This window comes from Arthrobacter sp. zg-Y1110 (assembly GCF_025244865.1).
Classification (GTDB): Bacteria; Actinomycetota; Actinomycetes; order Actinomycetales; family Micrococcaceae; genus Arthrobacter_B.
The window spans coordinates 639,293-655,604 of sequence record NZ_CP104272.1; the positions used below are offsets into that span (position 1 = coordinate 639,293).

At 64.6% G+C, this 16,312-nt stretch carries 16 protein-coding genes; 4 read left to right on the forward strand and 12 right to left on the reverse strand.

Going from position 1 to position 16,312, the window contains the following annotated elements:
* The first annotated feature begins 235 nt into the window (after nt 1-235).
* Nucleotides 236-859, forward strand: coding sequence for an FMN reductase (locus N2K99_RS03075; RefSeq protein ID WP_227933828.1), 624 nt, complete (start codon nt 236-238; stop codon nt 857-859).
* Between the two features lie 33 nt (nt 860-892).
* On the opposite strand, the gene N2K99_RS03080 is transcribed toward N2K99_RS03075, so the two are convergent.
* The 3 genes from N2K99_RS03080 to N2K99_RS03090 all read right to left on the reverse strand — a co-directional run bounded on the left by N2K99_RS03080 (nt 893) and on the right by N2K99_RS03090 (nt 5,300).
* Nucleotides 893-1,345, reverse strand: a complete 453-nt coding sequence (locus tag N2K99_RS03080) for a MarR family winged helix-turn-helix transcriptional regulator (RefSeq protein WP_227923115.1) — start codon at nt 1,343-1,345, stop codon at nt 893-895.
* Nucleotides 1,346-1,455: 110 nt separating this feature from the next.
* Entirely contained in the window at nt 1,456-1,716 is a 261-nt protein-coding gene (locus N2K99_RS03085; RefSeq protein ID WP_227923117.1) for a hypothetical protein, read from the reverse strand.
* A 218-nt stretch (nt 1,717-1,934) separates the two neighbouring features.
* Nucleotides 1,935-5,300 carry a DEAD/DEAH box helicase gene (locus N2K99_RS03090; RefSeq protein WP_227933829.1) on the reverse strand — a complete coding sequence of 1,122 codons (3,366 nt, stop codon included), beginning with the start codon at nt 5,298-5,300 and terminating at the stop codon, nt 1,935-1,937.
* Between the two features lie 266 nt (nt 5,301-5,566).
* Between N2K99_RS03090 and N2K99_RS03095 the strand changes: the two genes are divergently transcribed.
* The gene (locus N2K99_RS03095) at nt 5,567-6,139 is read left to right on the forward strand and encodes a GNAT family N-acetyltransferase (RefSeq protein WP_227933830.1); all 573 of its coding nucleotides are present in this window, start codon (nt 5,567-5,569) and stop codon (nt 6,137-6,139) included.
* Here N2K99_RS03095 and N2K99_RS03100 read toward each other — a convergent pair.
* From N2K99_RS03100 to N2K99_RS03110, 3 genes are all read right to left on the reverse strand, one after another.
* Nucleotides 6,136-6,879 carry an alpha/beta fold hydrolase gene (locus N2K99_RS03100; protein WP_260554753.1) on the reverse strand — a complete coding sequence of 248 codons (744 nt, stop codon included), beginning with the start codon at nt 6,877-6,879 and terminating at the stop codon, nt 6,136-6,138. The two genes, N2K99_RS03095 and N2K99_RS03100, sit on opposite strands and share 4 nt — an antisense overlap.
* A 154-nt stretch (nt 6,880-7,033) precedes the next feature.
* Nucleotides 7,034-8,071 carry a polyphosphate kinase 2 gene (gene ppk2 / locus N2K99_RS03105; RefSeq protein ID WP_227923123.1) on the reverse strand — a complete coding sequence of 346 codons (1,038 nt, stop codon included), beginning with the start codon at nt 8,069-8,071 and terminating at the stop codon, nt 7,034-7,036.
* A 173-nt stretch (nt 8,072-8,244) separates the two neighbouring features.
* Nucleotides 8,245-10,248 (reverse strand): S8 family serine peptidase, encoded by a 2,004-nt coding sequence (locus tag N2K99_RS03110; RefSeq protein ID WP_227933832.1) that lies wholly within the window; start codon nt 10,246-10,248, stop codon nt 8,245-8,247.
* Between the two features lie 238 nt (nt 10,249-10,486).
* On the opposite strand from N2K99_RS03110, the gene N2K99_RS03115 reads away from it, so the two are divergent.
* Nucleotides 10,487-11,509, forward strand: coding sequence for a DUF1524 domain-containing protein (locus N2K99_RS03115; protein WP_227933833.1), 1,023 nt, complete (start codon nt 10,487-10,489; stop codon nt 11,507-11,509).
* Here N2K99_RS03115 and gluQRS read toward each other — a convergent pair.
* Entirely contained in the window at nt 11,506-12,405 is a 900-nt protein-coding gene (gluQRS, locus tag N2K99_RS03120) for a tRNA glutamyl-Q(34) synthetase GluQRS (protein ID WP_227933834.1), read from the reverse strand. The genes N2K99_RS03115 and gluQRS overlap by 4 nt on opposite strands.
* Before the next feature lie 162 nt (nt 12,406-12,567).
* On the opposite strand from gluQRS, the gene N2K99_RS03125 reads away from it, so the two are divergent.
* The gene (locus tag N2K99_RS03125; protein ID WP_227923127.1) at nt 12,568-12,819 is read left to right on the forward strand and encodes a hypothetical protein; all 252 of its coding nucleotides are present in this window, start codon (nt 12,568-12,570) and stop codon (nt 12,817-12,819) included.
* A gap of 22 nt (nt 12,820-12,841) precedes the next feature.
* Here the strand turns inward: N2K99_RS03125 and N2K99_RS03130 are convergent, their stop codons facing one another.
* The 5 genes from N2K99_RS03130 to N2K99_RS03150 form a co-directional block, all read right to left on the reverse strand.
* A complete protein-coding gene (locus tag N2K99_RS03130; protein ID WP_227933904.1) occupies nt 12,842-14,215 on the reverse strand; it encodes an amino acid permease in 1,374 nt (457 codons plus the stop codon).
* A 220-nt stretch (nt 14,216-14,435) separates the two neighbouring features.
* The gene (locus N2K99_RS03135) at nt 14,436-14,873 is read right to left on the reverse strand and encodes a VOC family protein (protein WP_227923129.1); all 438 of its coding nucleotides are present in this window, start codon (nt 14,871-14,873) and stop codon (nt 14,436-14,438) included.
* Nucleotides 14,874-14,881: 8 nt separating this feature from the next.
* Nucleotides 14,882-15,370 (reverse strand): SRPBCC family protein, encoded by a 489-nt coding sequence (locus N2K99_RS03140; RefSeq protein WP_227923131.1) that lies wholly within the window; start codon nt 15,368-15,370, stop codon nt 14,882-14,884.
* A complete protein-coding gene (locus N2K99_RS03145) occupies nt 15,370-15,876 on the reverse strand; it encodes an SRPBCC family protein (RefSeq protein ID WP_227923133.1) in 507 nt (168 codons plus the stop codon). The genes N2K99_RS03140 and N2K99_RS03145 overlap by 1 nt, the downstream gene beginning before the upstream one ends.
* Nucleotides 15,873-16,241: a helix-turn-helix transcriptional regulator gene (locus N2K99_RS03150; protein ID WP_227923281.1), complete on the reverse strand. Its 369-nt coding sequence runs from the start codon at nt 16,239-16,241 to the stop codon at nt 15,873-15,875. Before N2K99_RS03150 ends, N2K99_RS03145 begins: the two co-directional genes overlap by 4 nt.
* Nucleotides 16,242-16,312: the final 71 nt, after the last annotated feature.

Genomic DNA, 16,312 nt, shown 5'->3' on the forward strand with positions numbered 1-16,312 from the left:
AATGACAAAACGCTCGTTTCGGCCCAGCGTAGCCAAGATTTCGCCACTGCGCCTCCCCACTCCGGGGGAGATTCACGGTGTTTTTATCCGGATGGAGCCAAGGCCTGGGTCCGCCGGAAGGATTACCCGGGAACCGCCGGCTTTGGCGCTGCGCCCGGTGGGGTTTCCGCGCAGGAATAACGCCGCCAACGCCGCAGTTGAGATGAACATGCAAAAGCATGAAGAGGAGTCCAACATGGTGGATCGCAGGATTGTCGTGGTTTCGGGCGGCCTGGGTGTTCCGTCGTCGTCCCGTATGCTTGCCGACGCCCTGGCAGCGGCGGCCAAGGCTGAAATCGAGGGGCTTGGGCTGAGCGCCAGCGTCACGACCTTCGAACTGCGCGAATACGCCGTCGACATAGCCAACAACATGGTGACGGGTTACGCGGCGCCGCGCCTGGAAGCGGCGATTAATGAGCTGATTGCCGCTGATGCGCTGGTGGCAGTCACTCCGGTCTTCACCGCGTCCATGAGCGGACTGTTTAAGTCTTTCTTCGACGTCGTCGACAACACCGCACTGGATGGCAAACCGGTACTGCTCGGTGCAACCGGCGGCAGTGCCCGGCACTCCATGGTCCTGGACTACTCCCTGCGTCCGATGTTCAGCTACCTCCGCGCGCGGGTGGCTCCAACCGCTGTCTACGCCGCACCGGGCGACTGGGGGACGGGCGAAACCGGTACCGGTTCCCTGGATCAGCGGGTCCGCCGTGCTGCCGGAGAACTGGTGGCACTGCTGGGGGATGCCCCGGTGCAGAAGCGCCGGGATCCGGCGCAGTCGCTGTCCTTCGAGGAACTGCTCGCCCAGACACAGCGCAAGTAGTTACGGAGCGCTAGTAGTTACGGACCGCTAAACCTACGTGTCCACGCGGGGGCCGGACGCGACGTCGCCGTCCCACCCCAGATTGCCGGCCATCCGCTGCAGGACGGCAAGCAGTGCGGTGTATTCCTCTTCGGTGATGTTGTCCGTCATCAGTTGCCGAATCCGGTCCACCGCACCGCGGAGGTTCTCCAGGCTTCGGCTGCCAAGGTCGGTGAGCTGGTACTGGCCGTTCTCCAGCAGCACCCAGCCGGATTCCCGCAGTTCCTCGATAAGCTCCGCGGAGGTGCCGGTTTCCACCGCGGGAAAGTAGGGGCGCAGGCCGTCCGACAGCTCTTTTTGGGTAGCGGGGCCCTCAACCAGCAGGTTCATCATTTGCCACTGCCGGCGGGTCACGCCATGTTCTTCGAAGCTGGCGCCAAATTGGTCGTCGACCAGCTGGTCGACGAGCTTGAGCCAGAATCCGATGGGACGCTCCTGATTCGCCATCACTCCACTGTACAAATCAAACCCCGTGCAGGGAATGGCAGTGGTGCAGGCAGTAGGCCGCCGTCGAAGAGGGCTTGGGCGCCACGCCGGACCAAGCACCAGGGTTCGGCTCAGTCGAAGCGGGCTTGGGTGCCGCACCGGGGACAGGGTGCGGACCGGGCCAGGTCCAGGCAGACCGCGCACACGGGAAGGTCGCCGGTATCGTCCTGCAGCGGACGGTTGGGCATCTGTTTGCCGCAGTAGGGGACCGGGCGACGTGCACGGCTGCGTGCCCGCCGCTTGCAGGGGGTGCAGAAAATGTGCACCAGATCGTCTTCATCCTTGGGGCGAGTCTCGACCGGCCGGACCAGCGTTGATTCCTGGACGCTCATTGCCTTTCCTTGGTACGCATGCTGCTCGGCCCGACGCCGTCCGACGGCGGAAGCGGGCCCTGTTTCCAAAGTAACCGGTTCCATGCGCCGTAGAATCTGGCCGATCCCGGCGCCGGCGCGGGATTGAGCGGCTGTCCTCAGATGCAGGGTGGCCGAATTCACGTCGGGATCCGCGGCTGATACAGGCCCGTTACTGCAGCAGACCCAACGCAGTTCCGCTACTGGAGCAGCGACCGGATGTCGTCGGCGGTGAGCGCGGAACTGAAGACGGCGTCGTCGTCCATTACGGACGAGAACAGCTTCGCCTTTTGCTCCTTCAGCGCCATGACCTTTTCCTCGATCGTGTCGCGGGCGACCATGCGGTACACCATGACGTTGTTTTTCTGCCCGATCCGGTGCGTGCGGTCCACCGCCTGGGATTCCGCGGCCGGGTTCCACCACGGATCCAGCAGGAAGACGTAATCCGCCTCCGTGAGGTTCAGCCCGAATCCGCCGGCCTTGAGGCTGATCAGGAACACCGGAACAACGCCGTCCTTGAAGGAGGCAATCACCTCGGCCCGGTTGCGGGTGGAGCCGTCGAGGTAGGCGTACTTGATGCCCTGCTCGTCCAGGCGCTGGGCGGCCTTTTTCAGGAAGGACGTGAACTGGCTGAAGATCAGGGCGCGGTGGCCTTCGGCGGTAATGTCTTCGAGCTGCTCAAAGAGCACGTCCAGCTTCGCCGAGGGCACACCGTCGTATTCCTCCGGCTCAACGAGTGAAGCGTCGAGGCTGAGCATGCGCAGCAGGGTGAGGGAACGGAAGACGATCATGCGGTTCCGGTCCATGTCCTGGATCAGGCCCATGAGTTTCTGCCGTTCGCGCTGCAGATGCGTCTCGTAAATCTTGCGGTGCTTCGGATGCAGTTCCACCTCAAGGATCTGCTCCTGCTTCTCCGGCAGGTCCTTGGCCACGGCTTCCTTGGTGCGGCGCATCAGCAGCGGCCGGATACGCCGGCGCAGCCGTGCCAGCAGCTCCGGGCTGTCGCCGCGTTCAATGGGCCGCTGGTATTCGTCGGCGAACTTCCGGGCGGAGGGGAACAGGCCCGGCGCCACGATGGCGAACAGCCCCCAGAGCTCCATCAGGTTGTTTTCCATCGGGGTGCCGGTGATGGCCAGTTTGAACGGCGCGGGCAGGTCCCGGGCGCACTGATGCACGCGGGTCACCCGGTTCTTGACGAACTGCGCCTCATCCAGAATCAGCCCGTCCCACTCCTGCTTCCGGTAGGAGGCGAAGTCCAGCCGGAACACAGCGTAGGAGGTGAGGACGACGTCGGCCCCTGCCACCACCTCGGCCAGCGGTACGCGGGACTTGCCGCTGGTGTCGGAGACAGTCACCACCTTCAGCCCCGGTGTGAAGCGTGCGGCTTCGGACGCCCAGTTGGGAACCACCGAGGTGGGGGCAACCACCAGGAAGGGCCGGCGGGGTTGAGCTACCGCGGTCGATTCTTCGGCTCGCTGTTGTGCGGTCGATTCTTCCTGCGCCTGCCGTTCCCGGGCGTGGGCAAGCAGTGCGAGGGTCTGCAGGGTCTTGCCGAGTCCCATATCGTCGGCCAGGATCCCGCCCAGGCCGTGGTCCCAGAGGAACGCCAGCCAGTTGAAACCGTCCTGCTGATACGGCCGCAGGCTGGCCTGGAGCCCGGCGGGAAGCGGCACCGGGTCCACGGATTCCAAGTCCAGCAGGGCCGAGACGGACTCCCGCCAGGCGACGGCTTCCTCGGTTTCCTCCGCCAGTTCCTCCAGCTCGGACCACAGTCCGGCCTGGTAACGGCTGATGGACAGTTCTCCGGTATCCCATTCCTGCAGGCCCTGCGCCTCATTGATCAGCGCGTGGAGATGTTCAAACTCGGGACGGTCCAGGGAAAGGTAGGTCCGGTCCACGAGCATCAGCTTGGTTTTGCCCTGCGCTATGGCCTTGAAGATGTCCGCGAACGGCACCAGCCGGCCCTCCACAGTGACCATCACGGCGAGGTCGAACCAGTCGCGGCGTTCGGTTTCCACCGTGGTGATCTTCAGCTTCGGCGCCTCGAGCAGCTCCCGGTAATCGGGCCGGTTTCCCTCGATCTCCACCCGCACCCCGTCGAGCTTCTCCAGCTCCGGCAGGACATGCTCGGTGAATTCGGCGGCCTCTATCTCGCGCAGGATCCGGTTGCGGGGTACCGCGTGCAGGGTTTTCCCCACAGCCGCCAGGAGTGCCGCCTCGGCGGGGATGTCGCGGTAGGAGGTATCGCCGTCGTCCGCTGCCCCTGCCTTGCCGCTCTGGGGTGTGCGGGTGAGCGGCAGCCGGGTGGAGGAACTGCCGTGCTGATAGACCCAGCTCCAGGTCAGGGTCAACTGGTCCTCGGGGCCGAAGGCGGCGGTGAGGAGCAGCGCGGGCGGCTCGATCTCGGGGAACTCCACGGAGTCGTCGCTGCTGGTGACCGGCAGGACCTGCCGCAGCCGCGGGTAGAACTTCTCGAGGAATACCGCGGCGTCTGCCTTCGGCACCGTTACCGGGGCGCCTTGGAGCAGCAGGCCCTTGTCCTGTTCCGTCAGGGTCTTGGCCGTAGGTGCCAGCGTGATGGTGTTCTGCGGCGACCGGAGGTAGATGCCGTGGCTGCCGATGATCCCGGCATCTTCCAGCGGAACCGGCGAGCCGTCCACTTCGAGCGTGGGCAGCAGCTGCAGCGGCGCCGGAGTGTCCCCGCCGGCGGCCCGGACATCCAGGGACAGGGTGGCGAGTTTCCCGACGCGGACGGCGGCGTCCTTCTTGGTGCCGACAAACGGGATGCCCAGCCGCACCGCTTCATCCAGCAGCTGCCAGAGCAGGGGATTGGCAAAGTCGTCGAGGTACAGCCACGAATCGTTCTGCCCGAAGTAGCTCACGCCGTTGGAGCGGTGCAGGGCCGGGAACTGGGAGAACCAGCGGTGCTGGTCCGGATCCAGCCGCAGCCCGTAGGTCTGGTAGCTGATATTGCTCCACGCCAGGTTGTTCTTGACCCAGTTGCCCTTGGAGTTGCGCACCACCGGACGCACCCCCAGGCGGAAGGGCGTGGCCCGGTGCCGGCTGCGCGGGGTGGGCGCGCCCCAGCGGGGCGCAGCTGCCGCAGCAAAGTTCCGCAGTTCGAACTGCAGTGCCAGGGGAGTGGTTTCCGTGGGCTTGGTGCTGTCTGCCAGATCGGCATCGATCAGGGTCTGCAGCGACTGCTGCCAGGCCGGCACGGATGGCCGTAGGGCGGGGGCGGAGAGCTCCTGCCGGGAAATCAAATGCTCGGTGTTGCTCTGCAGCGCTGCCGCGGCAACATGCTTGCAGTCGAAACCGAGGGGGCAGCTGCAGTGGTTGTCCAGCAGGCGGTAGTCGCCCTGGCGTTTAGCGCCGAGCTGCAGCATGGTCCGGTAGGGGACCGACGCGCTGCCGCGGACAGACGCGCGCAGCACCTCGCCTTGCGCATCCCACTCCAGGGCCTCCACGGCGCCACCCTTGGCGTAGGTCTGGCCCCGCTGAAACGCCGATCCGCCGACCACGCGGATGACGTCGGTAACGTCTACGAGCGGAGGGGTTTCGAGCATGGTTTTATCGTCTCACGCGGTACTGACGGTTTCCGCCGTCGGGTTTTTTCGCGGGATTTGGCAGGGTCCGGGGTGCCCTGTTTAGGATGTTAGTAGCGCGGGTCACAATGGCGTGATCTGCGTTTTACTTTCCTCCTGGTCGGGTACCAGCGTGGAACCGCCGTTTCACGCGTCAGAGTGGACCGTCGTCGTCCGCGTCCGTCCTCCTCCGCTTTAAGCCCCGGTGCAGTCCCGGCTCCTAAATACCCGTGCGCTATTATCGCCGCATGAATGATTCTGCGGGTCTTCAGGAATGGTCCTCTTCAATGCTCACCGGCGAGCGGGTCCGCTTCCGAGAGCTTCGTGAACAGGACCTCGCACACCTGGTCGCGTGGTGGAATGACCCGTCCCAGGCGATCCTCCAGCAGGACCGGGTGACCGTCCGTCCGCAGGAGACCGCGGCAGCCATGTTCCGGACCTGGAGCAAGAACGAATCACCGTCCGGTTTCGGCTACAGCATTGTCAATCCAGCCGAAAAGCTGATCGGACATATCAGCGTCTGGGGTATATCCGTTCCGGAACGGATTGCCACTATGGCAATTATCATCAGCCCGGAATTCCAGGACCAGGGCCTGGGCCGGGAATCCCTGCAGCTCGGACTGCGGATTGTCTTTGAGGAAATGGGTGCGCATAAGGCCGAACTGCAGACATGGTCCTATAACTCGCGGGCCATCCATCTGTATTGCTCGCTGGGGTTCCGGGAGGAAGGACGACGCCGCGCCGCCGTGTTCCACCGGGGAGAGTTCCACGACCAGGTGCTGCTCGGAATGCTGGAGGAGGAATACCGGGCCGCGGGCTAGGACAGTCCGGCGGATGCCGGTAAACCAGAGCCCACATGGATTTCGACGCGTTCGATCCAATCCCGCACCAAAGCTGAGACCAGCCCGGGACGTTCGAGGTGGAGGTTGTGCCCGGCGGCGTCCAGCACGGTAAAGGTGCCACGCGGGTAATGATCCCGCGCTGCCCAGCCGTCTTCATACCCTGTGACATGGTCCTGCCGGCCGAAAATGTGCAGGGACGGTGCTTCGAACGGCTGCGGGTGGGCGAGCTCGGGCTCCGCATCCAGCGCATAGTCCGCGGCAATCTGTTCCATGAGTGCCTGATCCGCGCCCCGGAGGCCCGGGAATACGAATTCGGAGAAGGCGGCAAAAGTGCCGGCCGTCTGCAGGACCGCCTCGTCCGCGAAGTCGGATGCGCCTTCTGCCGCGGCATGAATTAGGGCCGGGTCCCGGTGAATTACTTGCCGGGGCGGCAGGATCCGGTCTTCGTGGATCGCCGTGAACACCGATGCCAGGGTTGCCAACCCGAGCACCTGGTCCTTCAGGGTATGGGCAACGTGCCGGGCCACCATGCCGCCGAAGGAATTCCCGATCACGGCAAACGGCTCGTCGCCCAGCCGGTCCCGGATTTCCTGGACGACGCCGTCTGCCACCTCTTGGGTGCCGGCGGCAGGCTTCCGCGAACCGTGCTCCGCCCACGGAAGGTCAAGGTAGATGCGACGCCAGGCAAGGTCGCCAAGGGCGCTTTCCAGGGGCAGCATGATCCGGTGGTCTACGCCAAACCCGTGTATGAGCACCAAGGGTCGGCCGTTTCCTATTTCGCGGGCTATCACCCCGCGATCCTATGCTTGCTCCTGCCCGCGCAGGCGGAGCGACTGGCCGGAGCCTGAGCCGTGAGCAGCACGGCTACTGCAGCTACCCCGCGGCCTGCGTCGTCGCGTTTCCCTGCGGTTTCACCACGGGGAAACTACCGTGCGGTTCATCGTCCTCTTCAAAATGGTTGTAGGCCCGTCCAACAATCAGCGGATCCGGTGCATGCGCAATGGACGTGTCCTTGTTCGGATATTCCACTGTGCTGAGCACATGGCGCATCGCTTCGAGCCGGGCACGCTTCTTGTCATTGGACTTCACCGCGGTCCAGGGCGCGTCTCCGGTGTCCGTGTAGAAGAACATGGCTTCCTTCGCCTCCGTGTACGCGTCCCACTTATCCAGGCTGGCCAGGTCGGTGGGGGAGAGCTTCCACTGCTTCACGGGATCCGTTTCCCGGGCAGCGAACCGGGCCAGCTGCTCCGCCCGGCCCACAGAGAACCACAGCTTATGCAGCAGGGTGCCGGAATTGACGAGCATCCGTTCGAGTTCCGGAACCTCCCGCATAAACTCCAGGTACTGCGCCGGGGTGCAGTACCCCATCACGCGTTCGACGCCGGCCCGGTTGTACCAGGAGCGGTCCATCATCACGATCTCTCCACCGCTGGGCAGGGTCCGGATATACCGCTGGAAATACCACTGGGTCTGCTCCTCGGAGGTGGGCTTCTCCAGCGCCACGACGCGTGCACCGCGGGGATTCAGGTGCTCGTCGAACCGTTTGATCGCCCCGCCTTTCCCGGCGGCATCACGGCCTTCGAAGATGATGAGCATTTTCTGCCCGGTTTCCTTGACCCAGAGCTGCATCTTCAGCAGTTCGATCTGGAGCCGGCGTTTCTGCCGGTCATAGGTGCGCCGGCTGAGCTTGGTGTCGTAGGGGTAGTTCTGGCGCCAGGCGTCGTCGTCGACCTTGATCTTGAGCTTTTTGCCCTTCGTTTTCAGTTCCTGCAGCTCGTCGAGTTCCTGCGCATAGTCCTCCGCGACCGCCACGCGCTGGCCGTCCAGGCTTTGCTCATCCGCCGCGAGTCCGTTGGCTGCTGACGGCTGCCGGGCCGAAACTTCCTTGGTGCCGTTTTTACTGGTTGCCATGACATCTCCTGCGGGAGGTTTGGAACGGGAATCCGATTGGTTTACGAACCTACTTGGATGCGGCGGGAGAGGGAAGAGGTTTCCGGTTGCCGGGTGCCGGCACTGTCGGGGTGCAAAAAGGGAGGCCCGGAAACCCGGACCTCCCTTTTCAGGGTGCTGGCCGATGCGTGCCGTCAGCGGCCGCTACCGGAGTTGTAGCGGCTCATGAAGGCGGCCATCGCGTCCCGGTTCACCGGTTGGTAGGGGCGGTAGGTCCTGGTGCCGTCGGCTTCCGGCCAGCCGGTGGAGATGCCGTTGGATGCCAGCCAGGTGATTTCCCTGTAGAACGGGTTGCTCGTTGCCACATCCGTGAAGGGTGACTCGTTCGGTGGGGTGAATTCAGGGCTTCCGTCCAGCCGGTACATGAAGGCGGCCATCGCGTCCCGGTTCACCGGTTGGTACGGGCGGTAGGTCGTGGTGCCGTCGGCTTCCGGCCAGCCGGTGGAGATGCCGTTGGATGCCAGCCAGGTGATTTCCTTGTAGAACGGGTTGCTCGTTGCCACATCCGTGAAGGGTGACTCGTTCGGTGGGGTGAATTCAGGGCTTCCGTCCAGCCGGTACATGAAGGCGGCCATCGCGTCCCGGTTCACCGGTTGGTACGGCCGGTAGGTCCTGGTGCCGTCGGCTTCCGGCCAGCCGGTGGAGATGCCTTCGCCTCCCATCCACTGGATCTCGTCATAGAAAAGCAGGCCTGCCGGTACGTCGGCGAACATCGGCGGTTCGGCGACGGCTGCGGCCACGTCCAGCAGTTTCGGCCCGCAGTATGGGTCGCAGCCATTGGGCAGATCCCGCGCCGTCGTCGTCAACCGGGATTCAATCTCTGCAGCCGTCAACGCGCCGTCGGCCGACAGCATCAACGCGACGGCTCCCGCCACGTGGGGAGCGGCCATCGATGTGCCTTGATAGTAGGCATAGGCCTCGTTCTCGGGGCCCTGCCCACCGTCATTGAGGGTAGAAACAATGCCGCCACCGGGACTTTTGGATGTGTTTCCACCGGGAGCCATGATGTCAATGCCGGGTCCGTGGTTTGAATAGGGAGCCCGGGTTCCATCCCGCCCTGTCGCGCCGACTGCCAGTACGTTCTGGCAGTTGGCTGGTTGCGAGGTCGAAACGGGTCGATTGTTATTGCCTGCTGCCACGATAACGATCGCATCCCGGCTTTTGGCATAGTCCATGGCAGCCTGTGAAGTTTTGGAACAGGTGTTGTTTCCCCCGATGCTCACGTTGATGATCCGCGCCGGATGGGGATTGACGGGCACGTTCGGCAGGCTGCCGCCGGCGGCCCAGATGATGCCGTCAGTAATGTCGGACATCCAGCCGCCGCATTCGCCCAAGACGCGGACAGGAACGATCTTGGCTAAGGGAGCAACACCGCTAACGCCCTTGCCGTTGTTGGACGTGGCAGCCACTGTGCCAGCTACGTGCGTTCCATGCCACGACGAACGCTCGCTGTAAGTGAGCCCGCAGCGGCCTGGATCGTGCCAGTCGCCTTCGTCTTGTGCATTGCTGTCCCGGCCATCGCCGTCGCGGGCCTGTGCCGCATCGCTGATCAGGTCATAACCGGGCAGCATCTGGGCGTTGAGGTCACTGTGGTCGGTAATTCCGGTATCAACCACCGCTACGATTTGTCCCTCACCCCGGGTGGCTTCCCAAGCAGCGGCCACGTTTGCGCCCGCCAGAGGCTCCCACAGATCCCATTGATCGGGATAGTAGGGATCGTTGGGATCCACGGAAGCTGCGGTCAGCAGCACATCCGGTTCGACGTACTCGACCTCGGGGTTGTCAGCAAGTGCGGCAACCACTGCCGTGGACTCAGCGGCCGTCAATTCCTGGTCCAAGGCGATTACGGAAGCACCGGTTGCGGTCTCGAAAAGCTCCGTGGCTGCGCCGCCCACTTCCGCGGCAGCCTCGTCATAGGTCTCGGCCCGGTTGGTGGAGGAGATTCCCGCCTTGTCACGGAATTTCACGATGAACCGATTGGAGGTTTGATCCGGAACGTCGCTGCTGCGGATTTCGGCCGACGGCGGCGTTTCCTCTGTAGCGAAAGCAGGTCCGGCAATAAACGTGCTGCCTAAGAACGCAGTAATTGCCAGTGTGGCACCGGTGCGGCGCGCACGGTGCGAAAGTGATTTCCCCATTTATATCCTGTCAAAAGGCGGACACCGAAGCCTATCTGGCGAGGTGGTGGCCGGCCCGGAGCCCCGTCTATTGACGCGCCAAAAAACTATAACGGAAGTCCGAAATACTCCGCTATTTGGGGTTGTCGCGCTAAAGGACAGGTTCTGCGGGTGCCGGGGTATTTCCTCTCCGGGTAGGCCGACTCGCGGAAAATCCGGCGCGTAATACTGAACGGTCAATCCTTCATAATGGACATTGATGACTTCACTACGCACCAAAGCTCTGTCCCTCGTTGCCCTGCTCGCCCTCGGCGTAGTCGGCTGCACCCCCGCCACCGACACGGGTTCCGACCCAGCCCCGTCCTCCGCGAGCCAACCCGCGACCGGCTCCACGGAATCCGCGGCCCCGTCCGCTTCTGCGGAACCCGCCGCACCTGCCGAGCCCGCCGCAGCCGGCACGGCGCTGGACCAGTTGGCCGGCATCCCGATCAAGGGCCGCGCGCCGAAGACCGGGTACGACCGCGAGCAGTTCGGTCCGGCCTGGGCCGATACGGACCGCAACGGCTGCGACACCCGCAACGACATCCTCGCCCGCGACCTCGTGGACATTGTGTACAAGGACGGAACCCAGGAATGCGTGGTTGCTTCGGGCACCTTCCTGGATCCCTATACGGGAACCACCATTGCGTTTGTCCGCGGCAACACCACCAGCACCGCCGTCCAGATCGACCACGTGGTGGCCCTTTCCGATGCCTGGCAGAAGGGGGCACAGCAGTTGTCCGCCGAGGAACGCCGGCAGCTGGCCAATGATCCGCTGAACCTCATGGCCGCCGACGGTCCCGCCAACGGCTCCAAGTCCGACGGCGACGCCGCCACCTGGCTGCCGGCCAACAAGGCCTTCCGCTGCGAATACGTAGCCCGCCAGACTGCCGTCAAGGCCGAATACCGGTTGTGGATGACGCAGGCAGAGCATGATGCGATCGCTGCCGTCCTGTCCGGCTGCCCGGATGAGCCGGTTCCCGCGCGGGACGGCACCGTGCCTGCCGCAGCGGTTGCTGCAGCCGATGCCGCGCAGCCAGCCGAGGAAGCGCAGCCCGCACCCGCGGTTGAGCCAGTACCTGCCGCTCCCGCGGTGGAACCCGCTCCAGCTGCGCCCGCCGGAACCGTCTATGCCAACTGCACCGCCGTCAAGGCTGCAGGCGTGGCACCGATCCGCCCGGGAGACGCCGGCTGGGATCCCAAGTTCGACCGGGACGGCGACGGCGTGGGCTGCACGTCCTAGGGCACGTAGGCCTTGGCCTCAAAGATCCACGGCTCCAGCGGGATCTGCGCGGGAGAGAATTCAGCCAGGGCTTCGCTGAGGTCTCCGGGCAGGCCCAAGGACCCGAGGATCAGGGCCCTGACGGCGTCCGCATCCAGGCCCGCTGCGGCGAGGTCGGGGAGGGTGACGGCGCCGTCGCGCTTGGCCAGGCGCTGGCCCGCAGTGTTCAGTGCCAGCGGAACGTGGGCGTAGCTGACCGGAGGCAACCCGAGGAGGGATCCGAGGTACGCCTGGCGGGGTGCCGAACTCAGCAGGTCATCCCCGCGCACTACCTGGTCAATGCCCTGCAACGCATCGTCGAGGACCACCGCAAGGTTGTAGGAGGGGACGCCGTCGTTGCGCAGCAGCACCAGGTCATCCACCGCCGAGGTGTAGCTGCCGTGCAGCTCATCGGTCACGGTGAACTCGTTTAGGTGCGCCCGCAGGCGCAGGGCGGCGGGGCGTTCGCGCCGTCGTCGGGAACGCTGCTCTTCGGTGAGGTTCCGGCAGGTGCCCGGGTAGGCCCCGGGCGGTGCGTGCGGGGCCGACGCCGCTTCCGCCACCTCGCGCCGGGTGCAGAAGCATTCATACACGAGTCCAGCACTGCGCAGCCCGGCGATGGCGTCCAGGTAGATTTCAGTGCGTTCGGTCTGCCGGATGATCTCGCCGTCCCAATCCAGGCCGACGGCGGTTAGGTCGCGCAGCTGCGCCGCTTCGGCGCCGGAGCGCACCCGGTCGAGGTCCTCCATCCGCAGCAGGAACCGGCGGCCGGTGCTGCGGGCGAAGAGCCAGGCCAGCAGGGCGGTGCGCAGGTTTCCTACGTGCAGCTCCCCGGTGGGACTGGGAGCGAAGCGGCCGGCGGCGGAGGAATTAGGCACAGGACCAGTCTATTCGGGTGCGGTGGCGTCCACGGGTGGCCTTCATTCTCCCGGCCGAGGGGAGTTTCATTGTCCGGGGCTGCGGAAGGGATTTTGGTTGCGGACCAAGGGTGTCCGCAAGGCAGTGGCCCGCACCCCGCCATGGTGTCTAGCGTTTCACGCATGGGACTCATGGAGATCGAGGTCGCCCAGATGGAACACCGCCTGCGGACAGCCGAGCTGGAACAGCGGCACCGCCTCCGGCGAACCCTGCAGGAGCGGGAGCAAGCGGACGAACCGGAGCGTGTCCAGACCGACTGGCCGCTGATTACGCTGCGTTTGGGGCGTTTCCAGGTGGCTTTGCTCCGTACCGTCTGGCTGCCGTCCGAACGCCGGGTCCGCTCGCACGGGGCGTCTCGACTTCTTCCGGGGTAGCGGGAGTAGCCAGCGGCGCGAATCAGACCCGGCTTTCCGCTGCCCCCTGCGCTCCGTCGTCGTACGTTTCATCCGCCAGTTCCGCACGTACCAGACCGTCCCCGCGGACCCACAGACGGTAAGCGACGAACAGGAGCGCGATCCATACGGCGCCCACGATCAAGGCCACGCGCGTGTCCGGCATGATGCCCAGCAGCACCACGATGAACACCATGAAAGCCAGTGCCGCATAGGACGCGGCCGGCCAGAACGGCACGCCGAACTCCGATGCCGGCAGGTTCCGGCGTTTGATTTCCCGCTTCATGGCGATGTGCGAGAGCAGGATCATCAGCCACACCCACACGGTCGCGAAGGTGGCGATGGACGCGATGATCGTGAACAGCGATTCGGGCAGCAGGGCGTTCAGCACGACGCCGACGAGCAGCACCACCGCCATGGTCGCCACGGTCATCCACGGCACCCCGTTCCGGGAAATCCGGGCGAACGACGCCGGTGCCTGGCCTTCCTGTGCGAGTCCGTAAAGGACGCGGCCGGCTCCGAAGATGTCGGAGTTGATGGCGGAGATCGCTGCGGTGATGACCACGGCGTTGAGGATGTGCGCTGCCGCCGGGATGCCCAGGGTGTCGAAGATCTGCACAAACGGACTGGTTTCGCCGTTGATGTCCTGCCACGGGAAGATCATCATCAGGATGCCCAGGGCGCATACGTAGAAGAGCAGGATGCGGACCGGAACGGTGTTCACCGCAGCGGGGATGGCCTTCTTGGGGTTGTCCGCTTCGCCTGCGGTGATGCCGATGGTCTCAATGCCGCCGAAGGCGAACATCACAATCGAGAAGGACGCCAGCAGCCCCCAGAATCCATTGGCGAAGAACCCGCCGGAGCCCAGCATTGTATCCAGGCCGGGGTTCGCGGCGTCGGGCAGTCCGAACCCGAAGACCACGATGGCCGCGCCGCCGACGATCATCGCGATGATGGCAGCGACCTTGATCAGCGAGAGCCAGAACTCGGTCTCGCCAAAGACCTTCACCCGCATCAGGTTCAGTGCGGCAATCAGCAGGATGACGGCCAGGATCCAGATCCAGCGCGGCACGTCTTCGAACCAGAAGCCCATATAGATGCCGAACGCCGTGACGTCGGCAATGGCGACGATGGCCATCTCGAAGGCGAACGTCCAGCCCGTGATGAACCCGGCGAACGGGCCCAGATAGCGGCTGGCGTAGTGGCCGAACGAACCTGTCACCGGATGCCGGACTGCCATCTCGCCGAGGGCCCGCATAACCAGGAACACAGCGGCTCCGCCGATCATGTAGGCCAGCAGGACGGACGGTCCGGCGGACTGGATGGCCGAGGCGGACCCGTAGAACAGGCCGGTGCCGATGGCCGAGCCGAGCGCCATGAAGCGGATGTGCCGGACATTCAGCCCGCGGGCCAATGCCTGGGTAAAGGAGGACTTCAAGAAAAACGCACCTTGGAATGTGGGGGTAGGCCCAGTTCAGGGGCCAATCCATATTACGCCTGCTGGCGGGATGTCGTTTTCAGGGGGTGGCTGCACATGTGAACGGCGGGGACACCGTTGGGGCTCCCCGCCGTTCGACGGTTGATGCTCTGCGGCTCTTTTAGTGCTGCTCCGCCGCATAGCTAATCCGCGCCTCGTGCGGAATCAGTGGCTTGTCCGCCCGGACCTTCATCTCCTGCACGGTCCAGCCGTTGCCGTCCGGATCCGCAAAGCTGAAGAACGTTCCGCCGTCGCGCTCGTCAAAAACGGTCACGTCGCCGACCTCCACGCCGCGGTCCAGCAGTTCCTGCCGGGCCGCCTGCGCATTCGGTACCACCAGCTGCAGTCCCCGCAGGGAACCGGGGACCATGCCCTGCTGGGAACCCGGATCCCCGAGCACAATCGAGCAGCCGGAGCCGGGCGGTGTCAGCTGCGCAAAGTCCATCTGCTCGGTCGACGTGCGGTGATCCAGGTGAAAGCCCACCTGGTCGCGGTAGAAAGCGATGGCACGGTCCTGGTCACTAACCGGGACGATCATTACCTCGAGGGTCCAGTCCATGGTCGCTCCTACCTTCCGGTTCGAACGGATGCGAGCAGAGCATCCAGCTGGTTATAGCCGTCAGACATGCCCTCTTCCATGCCGTTGCCCAGGAACTCGTCCCGGGATTCGACCGACGGGTACAGGGAACGGCCCGTCACCCGGCTCCTGCCGCCGGGCAGCTCGGTGAAGGTGTTGTATTCGAGCGTCACCACGTCCGGGTAGCCCTCGAATTCAAAGGTCTGCAGCATGAAGTCGTCCTGGCGTACCGTGTGAAACATGCCGTGGAAGGCATATTCCTCGCCGTCGCCTGCGGACTGGACTACTCGGTAGGCACCGCCGGACCGCGGCTCGAACACGTCCATCCGAGTGGTCAGCTCCTCCGGGCCGATCCATTGGACGTAAAGGTCCGGATCCGTGTGTCCCTGGAAGACAGCGCTGACCGGAAAGTCGAAGTCGCGTTGATACTCCAGGAAGGGTTCACCCGCGGGGGCGTGAATCGTCAGCGGGTTGCTCATCACGCGCCCCTTCCCTGCAGTGCCTCCGGCTGGAGCTGGGCGAGGAGCTCATCCATCCGGTCGAACCCTTCGGCGACGCCGGACTCCATCCCCGAGGCAGCCATGCCGTCCCGTGCCTCCATCGAGGGGTAGATCGCATGGGCGGTGATTCGGGTGCGGCCGCCGTCGAGCGCCTCAAGGGTCATGAACTCGAGGCTGGTGACGTCGGGATAGCCGGAGAATTCGAAGGTCTGGATGGCGAACTCGTTCTCCCGCACGGTGTGGAAGATGCCCCGGAACTCGTAGGGGATACCCTCCGGGCCGGTGTGGATGTAGCTATAGGACCCTCCGGTGCGGAAGTCGTAGTGGTTGATGTCCATCTTCATCCGGCGCGGTCCCAGCCACTGGACCAGCAGGTCCGGTTCGGAATACGCCCGGAAGACCTGATCCACGGGATAGTCCACCTCGCGGCTGAAATCAATGAAGGGGACACCTTCCGGGACGGTGAGCTGCAGTGCGTTGGTCATGATGAATCCTTTGCCGGCGGGCCGCCTTTCGCTGCGGCCCGTGCGTTGAGCACGGCATCAAGGCTGCGGAACTGCTCCTCGCGGACCAGCCGGTACTGGCCAATCCACGCGGTGAGCGCCTCCAACCGTGCGGGATTCAGGTGGACGGGCCGGCGCTGTGCGTCACGGCTGCGCGTGACCAGCTGCGCCTGCTCGAGGACCTGGATGTGCTTCGAGATGGCCTGCTTCGATATCTCGAAGGGTTCCGCCAGTTCGTTGACCGTGGCAGGGCCCCGGGAAAGCCGGGCGATGATCTGGCGGCGGGCCGGATCGGCCAGGGCCAGGAAGGCCTTGTCCAGAAGGGGTTCGTCGCTGTGGGAGTCCATGCGGTCGGTCAGCTTCTGTAGACGTGTAATCAAGGTACTGGTTGTTCAACCTTTCGGTTGACTACGAAGCT

Bases quoted from the DNA above. Each gene is read 5' to 3' on its own strand.
- N2K99_RS03075 (WP_227933828.1), top strand. From the start codon at position 236: ATGGTGGATCGCAGGATTGTCGTGGTTTCGGGCGGCCTGGGTGTTCCG.
- N2K99_RS03080 (WP_227923115.1), bottom strand. From the start codon at position 1,345: ATGGCGAATCAGGAGCGTCCCATCGGATTCTGGCTCAAGCTCGTCGAC.
- N2K99_RS03085 (WP_227923117.1), bottom strand. From the start codon at position 1,716: ATGAGCGTCCAGGAATCAACGCTGGTCCGGCCGGTCGAGACTCGCCCC.
- N2K99_RS03090 (WP_227933829.1), bottom strand. From the start codon at position 5,300: ATGCTCGAAACCCCTCCGCTCGTAGACGTTACCGACGTCATCCGCGTG.
- N2K99_RS03095 (WP_227933830.1), top strand. From the start codon at position 5,567: ATGAATGATTCTGCGGGTCTTCAGGAATGGTCCTCTTCAATGCTCACC.
- N2K99_RS03100 (WP_260554753.1), bottom strand. From the start codon at position 6,879: ATGCTGCCCCTGGAAAGCGCCCTTGGCGACCTTGCCTGGCGTCGCATC.
- ppk2 (WP_227923123.1), bottom strand. From the start codon at position 8,071: ATGGCAACCAGTAAAAACGGCACCAAGGAAGTTTCGGCCCGGCAGCCG.
- N2K99_RS03110 (WP_227933832.1), bottom strand. From the start codon at position 10,248: ATGGGGAAATCACTTTCGCACCGTGCGCGCCGCACCGGTGCCACACTG.
- N2K99_RS03115 (WP_227933833.1), top strand. From the start codon at position 10,487: ATGACTTCACTACGCACCAAAGCTCTGTCCCTCGTTGCCCTGCTCGCC.
- N2K99_RS03125 (WP_227923127.1), top strand. From the start codon at position 12,568: ATGGGACTCATGGAGATCGAGGTCGCCCAGATGGAACACCGCCTGCGG.
- N2K99_RS03130 (WP_227933904.1), bottom strand. From the start codon at position 14,215: ATGGCGCTCGGCTCGGCCATCGGCACCGGCCTGTTCTACGGGTCCGCC.
- N2K99_RS03135 (WP_227923129.1), bottom strand. From the start codon at position 14,873: ATGGACTGGACCCTCGAGGTAATGATCGTCCCGGTTAGTGACCAGGAC.
- N2K99_RS03140 (WP_227923131.1), bottom strand. From the start codon at position 15,370: ATGAGCAACCCGCTGACGATTCACGCCCCCGCGGGTGAACCCTTCCTG.
- N2K99_RS03145 (WP_227923133.1), bottom strand. From the start codon at position 15,876: ATGACCAACGCACTGCAGCTCACCGTCCCGGAAGGTGTCCCCTTCATT.
- N2K99_RS03150 (WP_227923281.1), bottom strand. From the start codon at position 16,241: ATGGACTCCCACAGCGACGAACCCCTTCTGGACAAGGCCTTCCTGGCC.